Annotated in this window: 14 protein-coding genes and 1 tRNA gene; 1 reads left to right on the top strand and 14 read right to left on the bottom strand. The window is 32.3% G+C overall.

The window, feature by feature from the left end; translation table 11 throughout:
* Positions 1-33: 33 nt before the first annotated feature.
* The 12 genes from CN692_RS15305 to CN692_RS15250 all read right to left on the bottom strand — a co-directional run bounded on the left by CN692_RS15305 (position 34) and on the right by CN692_RS15250 (position 12,833).
* Positions 34-1,926 (bottom strand): LTA synthase family protein, encoded by a 1,893-nt coding sequence (locus CN692_RS15305; RefSeq protein ID WP_142317333.1) that lies wholly within the window; start codon positions 1,924-1,926, stop codon positions 34-36.
* A 300-nt stretch (positions 1,927-2,226) separates the two neighbouring features.
* Complete coding sequence (locus CN692_RS15300) at positions 2,227-3,198, bottom strand: ROK family glucokinase (RefSeq protein ID WP_098120027.1); 972 nt, start codon at positions 3,196-3,198, stop codon at positions 2,227-2,229.
* A gap of 62 nt (positions 3,199-3,260) precedes the next feature.
* Entirely contained in the window at positions 3,261-3,464 is a 204-nt protein-coding gene (locus tag CN692_RS15295) for a YqgQ family protein (RefSeq protein WP_098120026.1), read from the bottom strand.
* A gap of 104 nt (positions 3,465-3,568) precedes the next feature.
* The gene (locus CN692_RS15290) at positions 3,569-4,294 is read right to left on the bottom strand and encodes a M15 family metallopeptidase (RefSeq protein WP_098120099.1); all 726 of its coding nucleotides are present in this window, start codon (positions 4,292-4,294) and stop codon (positions 3,569-3,571) included.
* Positions 4,295-4,468: 174 nt separating this feature from the next.
* Positions 4,469-5,416: an L-lactate dehydrogenase gene (locus CN692_RS15285; RefSeq protein ID WP_098120025.1), complete on the bottom strand. Its 948-nt coding sequence runs from the start codon at positions 5,414-5,416 to the stop codon at positions 4,469-4,471.
* A gap of 187 nt (positions 5,417-5,603) precedes the next feature.
* On the bottom strand, positions 5,604-6,170 hold the full coding sequence (locus CN692_RS15280; RefSeq protein WP_098120024.1) for a 5-formyltetrahydrofolate cyclo-ligase: 567 nt from the start codon (positions 6,168-6,170) through the stop codon (positions 5,604-5,606).
* 118 nt (positions 6,171-6,288) lie between these two features.
* A complete protein-coding gene (rpmG, locus tag CN692_RS15275; RefSeq protein WP_056475024.1) occupies positions 6,289-6,438 on the bottom strand; it encodes a 50S ribosomal protein L33 in 150 nt (49 codons plus the stop codon).
* 85 nt (positions 6,439-6,523) lie between these two features.
* Entirely contained in the window at positions 6,524-7,510 is a 987-nt protein-coding gene (locus tag CN692_RS15270) for a sugar phosphate nucleotidyltransferase (protein ID WP_098120023.1), read from the bottom strand.
* Positions 7,511-7,618: 108 nt separating this feature from the next.
* Positions 7,619-8,272 carry a phosphate signaling complex protein PhoU gene (gene phoU / locus CN692_RS15265; RefSeq protein WP_098120022.1) on the bottom strand — a complete coding sequence of 218 codons (654 nt, stop codon included), beginning with the start codon at positions 8,270-8,272 and terminating at the stop codon, positions 7,619-7,621.
* Positions 8,273-8,297: 25 nt separating this feature from the next.
* A complete protein-coding gene (gene pstB / locus CN692_RS15260; RefSeq protein WP_098120021.1) occupies positions 8,298-9,125 on the bottom strand; it encodes a phosphate ABC transporter ATP-binding protein PstB in 828 nt (275 codons plus the stop codon).
* 221 nt (positions 9,126-9,346) lie between these two features.
* Complete coding sequence (locus CN692_RS15255) at positions 9,347-11,506, bottom strand: peptidoglycan D,D-transpeptidase FtsI family protein (protein ID WP_373604972.1); 2,160 nt, start codon at positions 11,504-11,506, stop codon at positions 9,347-9,349.
* A 109-nt stretch (positions 11,507-11,615) separates the two neighbouring features.
* Positions 11,616-12,833 (bottom strand): MFS transporter, encoded by a 1,218-nt coding sequence (locus tag CN692_RS15250; RefSeq protein WP_098120019.1) that lies wholly within the window; start codon positions 12,831-12,833, stop codon positions 11,616-11,618.
* A gap of 390 nt (positions 12,834-13,223) precedes the next feature.
* Between CN692_RS15250 and CN692_RS26200 the strand changes: the two genes are divergently transcribed.
* Positions 13,224-13,373 (top strand): hypothetical protein, encoded by a 150-nt coding sequence (locus CN692_RS26200; protein ID WP_098120018.1) that lies wholly within the window; start codon positions 13,224-13,226, stop codon positions 13,371-13,373.
* Between the two features lie 147 nt (positions 13,374-13,520).
* Here the strand turns inward: CN692_RS26200 and CN692_RS15240 are convergent, their stop codons facing one another.
* Both CN692_RS15240 and CN692_RS15235 read right to left on the bottom strand, forming a co-directional pair.
* Entirely contained in the window at positions 13,521-14,129 is a 609-nt protein-coding gene (locus CN692_RS15240; RefSeq protein WP_098120017.1) for a superoxide dismutase, read from the bottom strand.
* Between the two features lie 207 nt (positions 14,130-14,336).
* Positions 14,337-14,426 (bottom strand) — tRNA-Ser (locus CN692_RS15235).
* Positions 14,427-14,437 lie beyond the last annotated feature (11 nt).

The following is a 14,437-nucleotide window of genomic DNA, read 5'->3' as shown; positions in this document are numbered from 1 at the left end:
AAAGCACTCCCTTAAAGGAAGTGCTTTTTGTCGTTATTCAAACTTTGTTTCACCTTTATCATATTTGATTTGGTAGAAACGTAGTAAATCTTTATAAATGATTGAGTTTGAGTACTCAAGTGATTTATTTGCTTTTGCTAAATCTTCTTTAGGTGGTTTTTGACCTTTTAATTCTTCACCAGTTTTTGGATCATACATCTTCTCACCAGTATAAATATACTTATCAGTAACAATTGTACCATCACGGAAGACTACGAAATCTTTGTGTTTTGGAGAGAATAAATCATTACCAAAGTTGATAGATGTTTTATTTGGATCTTCACCTAATAAGTTTAAGATTGTAGGCTTAATGTCAATTTGACCTGCCACTTCATGCATTGTTTTACCTTTAGTTTGTCCAGGTAAGTGGATAAAGAAAGGTACTTGTTGTAATTTAACATGTTCAGCAGGAGTGATGTCTTGTCCTAAAACTTCACTCATTGCACGATTATGGTTTTCAGAAATACCATAGTGGTCACCATACATAACAATAATCGTATTATCATATAAACCTTTTGCTTTCATTTCTTCAATGAAACGTTTGATCGATTCATCTAAATAACGAACTGTTGTAACATAATTATCAACAGTTTGGTCTCCTGTTTTTAAACGAGGAATCATTAAATCTTTATCATCTAACTCAAACGGATAGTGATTTGTTAATGTAATCATACGGTTGTAGAACGGTTTAGGTTCAGCAGCCATTTTTTCAACAGATTGCTCAACAAAATATTTATCTTTCAGACCCCAGCCAATTGAAGTAGCTGCAGATACTTTAAAGTCAGCTTCATTATAATAACGATCGTAGCCTAGACTTGGATACATCATATCTCGGTTCCAGAACGATTTATTATTTGAATGCATTACTGAAGTATAATAGCCTTGATCCTTTTTAAGAATAGCAGGAGTAGCAGTAAACGTATTACTACTGTTAGTAAAGTATACAGCTCCGCGATCCAATGGGAATAAACTATTATCAACTAAGAACTCAGCATCAGAAGTTTTACCTTGTCCAGTTTGGTGGTAGAAATTATCAAAGTAATAACTTTCTTTTGTAAATTTATTTAAGAATGGTGTAATTTCTTTACCATCAACTTTTCGTCCAATTACGAAATTTTGTAATGATTCTAATGAAACTACAACAACGTTTTTACCTTTATACTTACCGTGTAGTTGTGCATTTACACCTGTATCGTTCGCACGAATAAAGTTTTCAATACCAGCTAATTGACTATCATCAGCCATTGCTTTTTGAGCAGTTGTTTTTGATTGAATAACCATATCATATAAATGATAGTTGTATAAACCTAAGAATTTAACAATGTATTCTCTATCGAAAGAACGTGTTAATAATTGAGGACGCTCAGTTTCAGCAAGTCCAAGGTTTACTAAGAAAATAGCTACAGCGCCTAAGAAATAAGCAGTTCTTGCTTTAGCTTTAATGTTACCTGTAGTAAAGAATTTTTTACCCCAAATAAGATTAGCGATAATTAGAATATAAATATCAGAAAAAGCAAAGAATGTTTTATAACTAATCATTGCTTTAACACTTGACCCTAAATCACCGAAGTTGCGCGTCATAAATAAAACTGGGATTGTAACGAAATCATCGAAAAACGAATAATACGCTGTGTCACCAATTAAAATGAATGACATAATTGCACTAATCCATATAACTGCTCTATTTCTCTTTGGACCTTTTGCAAAAAGACTTATACCGATAAAAATTAATAATGAAGATATAGGTGCAATTATCAAGATAAATTCTTGCATTGAATTTTCAATTTCTAAATCAAAATAAAATTGGCTTAGTAAAGTTGCTTTAATCCATAAAAGGAATACAGCAAGTAACGGGAAACCAAAGTTTTTGATAAACTTTTTCCACATATTCTGTTCCTCCTCTTGTAAAGACTATTAATCTATTATAAACAATGTTTGGCGTTTCACATATCTATTTAATTGGTATTTATTACCAAGAATTTTTAAATGATTCATACAATCATTAGCTACTAATTGTATTTATCGTATGAATTATTGTAAGAAATCATTTGACGTAACCTTTAGGTTTTTTTCTAACGTCATTCAATTTATCATAAACTGGTTCAGTCGTCAAATAACTAATTTTTTTTTCAATTCAATACAATAAACATAATAAGGTACTTCAATTAGAAGCACCTTAAATTTAAGTTAAATTTCATTAGTAATAAACTTTTTCACTAAATATGCTGCACCAATTGCTCCTGCATCGTTACCTAATTTAGCAATTGAAAGTTTTGTCGAATCACGAACTGTCGTAAATGCAAATTCGTCAAAATATCTTTTTAATGGTTTCAATAACAATTCTCCTGCATTTGACACTCCGCCGCCAATAATAATATTTTCTGGATTTAATGTATTCCCTACTCCAGCTAAGACTAGAGCAAGATATCGCATTACATGATTAACAATTTCTTCTGCGACCTCATCACCTTTTGAATAAGCTTCAAATACATCCTTAGTTGTAATTTGGGACCCATTTGCAATTTCCTTTAAAACCGACTCTTTTGTCGTATTTTGTAATTTTTCGTTTGCGATTCTTGTAATACCAGTAGCTGAAGAAATTGTTTCTAAACAACCCCTTTTACCACAATTGCAAAGTACTCCATTTTCAAGTTGAACAGTTATATGACCAATTTCACCTGCAGATCCACTAATTCCGTGTGCTACATCTCCATTTACAATTACGCCACCGCCGACACCTGTACCTAACGTCACCATTACAACGTCTTTAGCACCGTTTCCAGCACCCTTCCACATTTCCCCTACTGCAGCTATATTTGCATCATTATCAACAATTACGGGAATACCAGATTCCTTTTCTAAAATTTCTTTTAAAGGAAAATTAACCCACCCTAAATTTACTGCTGCAAATATTAATCCATCTTCAAGGCGAACTGAACCTGGTGCACCAATACCGATTCCAGCTATATCTTCTTTTGTTTTATTCATTTGGTTTAGCTTTTCTTCAATCGCGATCGTTATTGTTTTTGGAATATGCTTACCACTATCTGATTTATCAGTTGGCACTTCCCATTTATCTATGAATTCCCCGTTATCTGTTAATAATGCCAATTTAATACTTGTCCCACCTAAATCTACGCCTACAATCATTTTATCCATTTTGCCTTCTCCCTCCGTTGTGAAATCGCTTGCAATTCGATTCTAAAAAAAAACGATTTTCTTCAAACCGTCTTATTTTTAATTACATCCATCTCTTTTTTTAAGATCAACGTTGCCACTTGTAAATCTTTTATATCTAAAATATTTGCTAAAAATAATTCTTTAAGCTCATCTTGCATTAACATCAAGTCTGCTAATCGATCACCTGTATATATAAAGGTGCCATAATTCTTTAGAAATTGTTGAATATCATATACGGATTTCATTTTTAACTCCTACTATTTAATCTTTCTAAATATGTAATTAGTATAAGTTGGAAACAGTTACTCGTCAATGTGAAATACCAAACAATCATATATTATTTAAGTATTTAATGATTTGGTTTCATGACTTCTTCTAAAACTAAATTATTTTTATAAAGATAGGTTGCGTATTTGATTCCTACATATCTTATATGCCATGGTTCATAGTCATATCCTGTCATTTCAGCCTTATCTTCTGGATAACGAATGACAAACCCACATTCATGTGCATGCTTTGCCAACCATATCCCTTCCTTTGTTTTTCCAAATCCCTGCTCTAGCTTATTTCCAAAGTTTGGCGACGATACATCAATTGCTAATCCAGTTTGATGTTCACTTGTACCGGGAACAGCACTAAAAGATTGTGTCCAATCTTCTCCATGAATTTGTACATAATAATTATATAAGCTTTTTTGTCTTTCAAAAGAACGGTATGCGGAAACTGGTGTCAGTTCGATACCATCTGATTCAGCTTTTTCAAATAATTTTTCTAATGCATGGCCTGCTTCTTTTCTCATTAAAGTTTTATCTTTACTAACACCATGTAACGGAACAATGGGATAAATTAAATCAGGCGGTCCATATCCATCTGGAAGCTTTCTTTCTTTATTCACTAATACTAAATCTGATTTAGGATTTGTGACCTCTAATAAGCCATTCTCAGCTTCTATAGCTGTATGATTATAATTTGGGAACACAGGTGAACGCTGTGCTTCATTTGTTTGAGGTTCATTGTTTACACTATTTTGGTTCGTAATAAAAAGAGCTAGTCCAACAATTGTGATTAAAACCATTAATAACAAGACGAACTTTCGATTTATTTTTTTCAAAACAGCCTCCCTCTGAACAGTTATCGTTAACTTAACAATATTAGAAGATAGCATCTTTTTAAAATTACACGTAATGAAATTATTCTTCTTTTTCTATAAAAAGACCTCTTTCAATTGAAAGAGGTTTTTTCGTACTGCTTACAAAATAGGTTCCATCGTTTTTCTTAATGTCTCAACTGAATTTTTAAATTGTCGTTGTTCTAATTCATTTAAATCTAATTCGACGATTTCACGAATTCCGCCTCTATTTAAAACCGCTGGAACACCGATATAAATATCATTTTCTCCATATTGACCTTCTAAATATGCTGAAACAGTAATAATACTATTTTCATTTTCAAGTATTGCTTTAGTTAACCTAACTAATCCCATTCCAATACCGTAGTATGTTGCACCTTTCTTCTTAATAATATGATATGCAGCATCACGTGTATTTAAAAAGATTTCATCAAGCTCTCTTTGACTATATTTCGGATTTTTCTTTAAAACATGGTGCACTGGTGAAGTACCAACAGTTGTTTGTGACCAAACAGGAAGTTCACTATCCCCGTGTTCACCTATTATATATCCATGGATATTTCTTGAATCAACATTAAAATAATCTCCTAGCATATATCTAAAACGTGCAGTATCTAAACTAGTACCTGATCCGATTACTCTTTCTTTCGGTAATCCCGAGTATTTCCAGGTTGCATAAGTTAATATATCAACTGGATTCGTAGCGATTAAAAAGATACCGTCAAAACCAGAAGCCATAATCTCTCCAACGATACCTTTAAAAATCGAGCAATTTTTCACCACTAAATCTAGTCGTGTTTCTCCAGGCTTTTGTGCAGCTCCAGCTGTAATAACGACTAAACCAGCATCTTTACAATCACTATAATCTCCAGCCCAGATTTTTGTTCTAGAACTGACAAAAGGTAAACAATGACTTAAATCCATCGCGTCTCCTTCTGCTTTATCTTTGTTTAAGTCGATCATAACTAATTCTTCGGCAATACCTTTGTTTAACATTCCAAAAGCATAACTCGCTCCAACTGCGCCTGTACCAATAAGTGCGACACGATTAATTTCTTTTTGTAACATTAAATCCACCTCATTAGTGTTATAAAAGTGTAAGTGATTGGGACTTTTATATTATATATGTATATCCGCTTAAAGTTTGTGAAACATTTTACAAATTTGTTACAATAAACATTAAAAACAAATTTTCTTTAAGGAATAGCGGTTTAATTCATCATTTATTTTAAACAAAAGGTGTCGCTTTATGCACTTATTGGAAAGCTTGTATTATTTCTGATTCTGTTATGATGAAAGGTATTTTAATGTCATGTTTTTCTGTTGGTAGCTCATTAACGATTTGAATATCATACGCTAAAGCTAAAAGAAGCTTATTATAGTCTTCTAAGTAGCGATCGTAATAACCGCCGCCATAGCCTAATCGTTCTCCTTTTAATGTGTATGCTACTCCAGGAACAATTACTAAATCAATCTGTTCCTTTTCTATTTTCTCGCATTTTTCTTCAATCGGCTCCTGTATACCAAAATAGCCTTCTTTTAAATCTTCAAACGAACTGATTTTATAAAAATCCATTTCTCTTGTTTTGTGATTACATTTCGGTACAACAACCGATTTATTCTCATTCCAACAAGTAGCTATTAAATACTTAGTATTTATCTCGTGCTCCATCGGCATCGTTGTTGCAATTATGTTTGCATCCTTTAATTGTTTTGTACTAAATAATGTTTCTATTATTTGCTTCGACTTTTTCTCTCTGTCTAATACTGAAATATTTTTCAAATTTTTCATCATATTATTTCTAATGTCTTTTTTTTCCATTATGGCCTCCTAAGGTCAGGATTAAAGTTTCTATCAATAGGATTAAATAGTAAAATGACGTTTCTAATTAGATTATAAATTTTTATATAAAAAAAAACAGTAGGAAAATTCCTACTGTTTATTTTGTTTCGCGATGAACTGTAACTTTTTTAAGTCTTGGGCAATATTTTTTAAGCTCAAGACGGTCTGGGTTATTACGTTTATTTTTAGTAGTGATGTAGTTACGATCTCCGCATTCTGTACATGCTAAAGTAATATTTACGCGCATTTTATTTTCCCTCCTGACATAGTGACATAATCAGACTTGTATATAATAACATTCTTTCAAGATAATTTCCATACTTTTTATTGATTCATTGCATTTCTTTTGATTTTTTTTTTATTGAATTATGTACAAATTTATTTTCATAATTCAGAGTATATTTTTGAAAGACTGCTTGATGCTGTAAAACGCTCCCCTGATCGATTCTAATATTTGAGCTAATTGATACGTACGGACCAATTACACAGTTTTCTTCGATTGTAACATCATTGCCAATAATTACTGGAGAAACAATCTTTACATTATTATTAATCGTTACATGCTCACCTAAAAAAATTCGTGGTAATATTTGAACGGCCGGAATAGGCAAGTTTAATTTTTCTTCAATCCAATCTACATTTAGCTTTGCAAAACGTCTAGGAGTCCCATAATCAATCCAGTAACCTTCTAAATGATAAGCATTCATACTAATATTATTTTTTAACATCAAAGGGATTAAGTCATTACTAATGTCAAAATATCGATTTTCTGGAATTTGAAATAATAATTCCGGACTCATAATATAAATCCCGGTATTTACTAGTTTACTAATTTCACTACCCTCATTAGGCTTCTCAATAAAATCGATTATTTGTCCATTTTTCACTTTTACATTTCCATAAGATCCACAATTTTCAACTTGTTTTACAAACATAGAAAATTTACTCTTATTTTCTAAATGATTCTTTAATGAGTCTCTAATTTCTCCATCAAATAAAATATCACCATTCACTAATAGAAAGGGCTCATTGAGAAAATGCTTAGATAATCGCAAACAACCAGCTGAGCCTAAGCTTTTTTCTTCTATAATATAATCAATTGAAACATTTTTTAATTTCATCGCGTTAATTGTTTCAATTATGGCTTGGGACATATAATGAAGCTGAATTATAAACTCATTAAACCCCAATCTTGTTAGATGTAATAATAAATGCTCAATTGCCGCTCTATTTGCGATTGGTAATAGTGGTTTAGGAATGTTGTTAGTAATTGGTAAAAGCCTTTGACCGTATCCTCCAGCTAAAATAACAACCTTCATTTGTTACCACCCCAAAATGTTATACTAGTTAAAGAAGTATGCTTAATATTACATAAATATGACAAAAGGGCGTCCAGTAAAATATGAACTGAACACCCTTTTATTATTTTATTGATTTAATAAATAATGCTTACCTTTTACTAAATAGTAAATGTTCTCTGCAATATTAGTTGCATAATCTGCAATTCTTTCAAGATATCTACAAATGAATGCCATTTGCAAAATATTTGCGACATGCTCAGGCGACTCAACAATACTTGACATTAAATTTCGTACAGTCGTTCCATATAACTCATCAACTAGATCGTCAATTTCACCAATCTCTTTTGCAGCTTGTAAATCTTCAGTTCGGTATGCTTCTGAAGCTTTTGTTAACATATCTAAACCAAGTTCATGCATCTTTTCGATATTTTCTATAGGTAAGTTTTCTTGACGGCCACGAATACGAATTGTCGACTTTGCGATATTTACTGCATAATCTGCAACTCGTTCAAGGTCATGAGCAATCTTAATTGCTGTTAAGTTTCTTCTTAAATCTACTGCAACTGGCTGTTGTCTTGTTATTATGACTAAAATTAATTCATTAACTTCTTTTTCTAATTTATTGATTCGCTCATCTTCATCAATGACTTCTAAAGCTAATTCAATATTTTCAGTTCGGAATGCATCCATACTCTTAACTACAGCTTTTTTTGTTTTCTCGGCTAGCTCGATGATCATTTCTTGTAATGATTTTAACTCTGTTTCAAATTGATTTCTCATATTATTGCCACCATTTCCCCTTCTATTAACCGAATCGTCCAGTAATATAGTCTTCTGTGCGTTTATCTTTAGGAGTCGAGAATAGTTTATTTGTATTTGAGAACTCAACTACCTCACCGCTTAAGAAGAAAGCAGTTTTATCAGAAACACGTGCTGCTTGTTGCATATTATGAGTCACGATAATAATACTAAAATCTTTTTTCAAATCATTGATTAATTCTTCAACTTTTAAAGTTGAAATAGGATCTAATGCCGATGTTGGCTCATCCATTAAAATAACATCAGGCTCGATTGCAAGGCAGCGTGCAATACATAAACGTTGTTGTTGTCCCCCTGACAAGCCATGTGCATTCTCATGTAAACGATCCTTAACCTCATCCCAAATCGCAGCACCTTTTAAACTTTTTTCAACAATTTCATTTAATGAGGCTTTATCTTTAATACCATGAATTTTTGGACCGTAAGCAACATTTTCCCAAATTGACTTAGGAAATACATTTGGCTTTTGGAATACCATCCCTACATGAGTTCTTAATTCTTGGACAGGATAGTTTTTATCGAATATATCTTGTTGGCGGTAAAGAATTTTACCTTCTGTTCTAACTGTAGGCACTAGCTCAACCATACGATTTAAAGTTTTTAAGTAGGTCGATTTACCACAACCACTTGGACCGATAATTGCTGTTACTTCATTTTCATATATGCTTAAATTGATGTTTTTTAACGCTTTATCTTGTCCATACCATAAATTTAAATTTTGAGTATCATAAACGATTGATTTTTTTGTGTTTGTATTTGTATCTTCAATATCTTCACTTTTAATATTATTTTCTCTATCTAATGTAAATGTCATAACTTCTATCCCCTCTCATCCTAAAGGAAGCATTCTATTGTTGTTTTATGTTAACTAAACAATAGCTAAAATTTATAATCTTTTTAATTCGGTAATTGATTACATGAATAATCATATCCTTAAACTATTAAACCTGTTTTAACCGAATGTAAAGATTATGTAAATAAGTTCAGAAGCTGTTTTAAATAGATAAAAAAAAGAGAAGGGATTCCCCTTCTCTTTTATTGATTCTTATTTTGGTCACCTTGACTATTTTGAGTAACTTGATTGTCAATTGTGCCTTTTGGTTCATCATTGTAAACTGATTGTCTTTCTTTTTTCAATTTAAAGTACTCATCCATAATATCGCGGCCAATGTATTTATTGACAGGCGCTTGGTCAGTTTGTAACCAAGGAACAACAACTGAAAATGCAATTTCAGGATTGTCATATGGAGCATAGCCAGTCAATGTTTCATTATATGTTCTTGGTGCTTCTTTATAATTTTTACGATCAGGTCCATCATAGAAGGACTGGGCAGTACCTGTTTTACCAGCTATTTTATAGTCTACGCCTAAGAAATAAGGACGAGCAGTACCACCTTGTTCATTATATACTTTTATAAAACCTTGTTTAACTCGATTGATGTATGAATCCTTCATATCAATTCGATTTAAAACTTTTGTTTTTACTTCTGATCTAATTACTCCAGTATCTTCACCAATAGAAGGTTGTCTTAATTCTTTTGCAACATGCGGCTGAATTCTATAACCTCCATTTGCGATTGTCGATATATACTGAGCTAATTGAAGTGGTGTATAAGTATCATACTGCCCAATCGCCATATCTAGAAGGAAACCTGGGTTTTTGTCGACACCTTTAAATCCAATTGCCTCATTTGGTAAATCAATTCCAGTTTTAACACCAAGTCCAAACTGACTGAAGCTATTACGGAATGTATCAAACGCTTTAACATCGATATCTAAAGGTTTATTTGGAACATAATTTGCATGACCAATTGCCATTGCTGTTCGGAACATATAAACGTTTGAAGATCTTTTTAACGCATCTAAATCATTAATCCATCCCATATTACTATAAGATGATTTGATAGGTGTGCCTGCAATTTTAATCGGTGTATCGAATTGTCTTTGTCCAGGAACAATCGCTCCTGTTTGAAAACCTGTTAAAAGGGTTGCACCTTTAACTGTCGAACCCATCTCGTAAGATGAAGTAAGATTGCCTGTTGCATAGTCTATAACTTTATTTCTTCCTGTCTTTTTATCTTTAACAATTTGTTTACCTGACATCGCTAGAATTTCACCCGTATTCGGATTAATCATTGTAACGAATGCTCGGTCCAAATATTTACCATTTGAAGTTGCTTTTGCTTGTAAAAGTCTAGTTTTTACAATTTCATCAACCTTACGTTGAAGCTCCATATCAATTGATAGTACTAAATCACTACCAGGTTCCCCTTCAGTAATCACCTTCGTATCAACAACATTTCCTTTTGAATCAATAACATTTTGAGCTTTACCTTTTGTACCGCGTAAAACATCTTCATACTGCTTTTCGATATAACTTTTTCCGACACGATCATTGCGATCATAGCCACGTGCTAAATAATAATCTACATTCTGAGCAGGTAAACCCTCTTTTTCAGAAGTAATATTACCTAAAATTGTGCGGAACGTATCACCGTAAACGTATTTTCTTTCCCAATTTGTTGTTACATCTACACCAGGAAGCTCGTCCAAATGTTCACTAACAGTCGCATATTCTTTTTCAGTAACTCCCTCACTTTTAATTGTTTGAGGAGTTAATGCATAACCAACGCTCATTTGCTTGTAAATTGCGAGTATTTGCAAATCATTTGGACTAAACGAATTCATGTCGGCTTCTGTAATTTTATCAAGTTGTAAATTATAGTAAGCTTTGTTATATCCAGCATCATCATCTTTATTTTGAGCCTTTAATTCTTTATCTTCTTGTTTCGATACAAGCATTTTTGCATCTTCAGGATTTTTTAGTAACCAAAAATCCTTTCGATCTCTTTCAGTTATTTTATTAGTTGGCATCTTAATAAAAGTTTTTAACTTAGTTGCCATTTGTAATAGTTCACCAGACGTTGTACCTTTTTTCCTTGTATACGTGATTGTACGTAAAGGCTTATTATCTACTACAACCTTACCATTACGATCTAGAATTTTCCCCCTTGGTACAGCTTGATCGACGGTCATATTTTCTGTTCGCTCTAATTCTGATTTATAGTCTTCACCTTTTACAATTTGTACAACACCTAATTTTAGAATTAAAAAGGAAAATAGTACAAATACAAGGAAAAATAGAGTATTCAGTCGTGTGGGTAATGTAATTTTATATTTCTTAGGTTTATTCATCTTTTCTCCTCTTTTTTCTACCATTGCTTTCATTACGCGTATTATTATTTTATTGAATTGGAAACAGAATTACAGAAATACTTTTGACAATTTAGTGAACTACCTTGTATTAAGCATGTTTAATTTCTAATTTCCTCATTACGAAATAGACCATAAAGTGTCCTGTACCAAATAAACACATTAACAATGGAATAACTTGTTTCGCTGGGAACAATATAGTACAAACAATGAATACTGCAATTGAAAACATTCTACCACTATTCAAATAAACTTCACGTATCACTATATATTCCACTCGATATTCCCTGGCCTTATACGATTTTCCTATTATATCATATGTTAAAGATAAGTAAGGTACTAAAATGATTGGATACGCCAAAGAAATTATTGCACCATAAATGATCAATAATGAAAAATTAACTTTAAAAGCGATTACAAAAACCGCACTAAATAATAAAAACCCTCCAAGAAATATTGCTTTCATTCTAAAATTTTCTTTTATGATTCTAGTCACAATGTAATAAGTAATAAAGCTGATTAATGATGTTATTAATCCATATTTCCCTAAAGCAAACTCACTTCCAGTTGATAAGAAAATATAGATTGAAATGACAAACATAAAGATTCCTTCACGATTGCCTTGAAAGAAATTTGCATAAGTAACTTGTCGCCAATTCTCATTTAATTTTCTTTCTAAGATGACTCGTTTAATGTTGAACTCACTATCAAGTTCTCTTTTAATTAAAAAACAACTTAACACAACCGCACAAACAAATAATAAAACTGCAGCCATAAATACAAAGTGATAACCTTTATTTCCAATCATGGAAGAAATGATTGCTCCAGCAATAAACGGCCCAAGCATTCCAGAAAATGAATTAACAAGCCCTAAAAAACCGTTAAAAAATTGCCTAGTCTCAGGCTCAGTCACTTCAAATGTTAATAAATTAAACGCCAAATAATAACAACCATTTCCAACTCCTAATATTGCTCCGATTAATATCGTTGCAAGCAATGTCTTTGTTTCAAACACTAAAACAACAATATAGAAGATCGCTAAAAAAGAAATACCGATCCTAAGAATCACAACACGGTCAACTGTTTTAGCTAATCTACCCGCAATCACGAAAGTCAGAGCTTGAAAAAATGCAATCGCAAATTGATACGAAGCTATCGGTAAATAATCATTTGACTGCTTCCATAAATAAACATTTACAAATGTACTAGATAAAGCTGTTGCCAAAGTAAATAATCCACCGACACTTAATAATAAAACTAAGTCTCTGTTTAGATCGACATCACCTAATAAAAATTTCCACCTACTCATAAAAACTCTCCTTTGTCTCATGAACTAGTTTTCCGAGTAAATGAAAATTTATCCTTTTATTTAACAAATATAAAAGAGACTATCCTGAAGATTTAACGATTCTAGGCAATTCCTTTTAAAAATAGATATCATACATGCAAGGTATTGATACTGAGTTACATATAAAACCGTTGAATCCGCAAAATGAAATCTGGAACCAAAGTGTATGGTTGTAGCTCAAATAAAAATGGGGAACGAGCGATGAATTACTTTACTAATTTTTTAATGTTTTTACTGATAAATGCTAAGTTAGCTGCACACTAATAAACTAATAAGGTTTACTTAAGTAAAATAAGGTATTATATTTGTTGAATAGATTCTCTTTAGAGACAAGAAAAGTAGGTGAACAAAGTGGGAAAATATCAATTAGATTATAAAGGTCAGCAAGCTGTTGCAAAGTTTCATGAAAAACAGACGCCTGCCAAATTTGATAAAAAGAAGCAACTTGAAAAAATGCGTGCGGAGTATTTGAAAAAAATGCAAAAACAAACTGATAAATAATTTGAATGAAAACATAGGAAAACTAAAAACTTCCTATGTTTTTTTAGTTCAAAAAGCAATTTAAAAAAATTACTGAGACAAATAAAAAAGGGGCCACCCCTATGCCAATTACCTTGACTTTAGGATGACCCCTTCATGTTTTATAAATTATTTAGCAGCTTGGTATAACTCTTCTACTTTTTCCCAGTTTACTACATTCCAGAATGCACCAACATAGTCAGGGCGTTTGTTTTGGTAGCCTAGGTAGTAAGCATGCTCCCAAACATCTAAGCCTAGGATTGGAGTTTTACCTTCCATTAATGGTGAATCTTGGTTAGGTGTGCTAGTTACTTCTAACTCACCATTGTTTACTACTAACCAAGCCCAACCAGAACCGAAACGAGTTAATGCAGCTTGTGTAAATGCAGCTTTTAACTCATCTAGGCTACCGAATTTAGCGTTAATTGCTTCTGCAACTTCACCAACTGGAGTGCCTGTGCCTTCTGGAGTTAATAAAGTCCAGAATAAGCTGTGGTTAGCATGTCCACCACCATTGTTACGTACAGCAGTACGGATACCTTCTGGAAGTGCATCTAAGTTTGAAATTAATTCTTCAATTGAAGAAGCAGCTACTTCTTTGCCTTCTAAAGCAGCGTTTAAGTTAGTTACATATGTATTGTGGTGACGAGTGTGGTGAATGTTCATTGTTTCTTTATCAAAGTGTGGCTCTAATGCATCATAAGCATAAGGTAATTGTGGTAATTCGAATTTTGACATTTTTAAATTCCTCCCAAGGATAATAGTGAATTTCCATTTAAAGTTATCAAATATATTGAAAGATTTCAATAGTAATGCTCAGAAAAGGAAAATAATATAAAAAAGATTTACTTTTGAAAGAAATTAGACCAAGGTTTAATAGCAATATTTAATAATCAAAACGAAAAAAGTCTCCAACGATAACGTTGAAGACTTTTTCACTGTTTAAGGAGTAAGAGGGATTCGAACCCCCGCGGGCTGTTACACCCCTGTCGGTTTTCAAGACCGATCCCTTCAGCCGGACTTGGGTATTACTCCATAATAAAAGA

The organism is Bacillus sp. AFS002410 (assembly GCF_002556365.1).
In the GTDB taxonomy this organism is placed as follows: Bacteria; Bacillota; Bacilli; order Bacillales; family Bacillaceae_G; genus Gottfriedia.
Note: the sequence above shows the minus strand (reverse complement) of the source record. Positions and strands in the feature narration are given on the sequence as shown.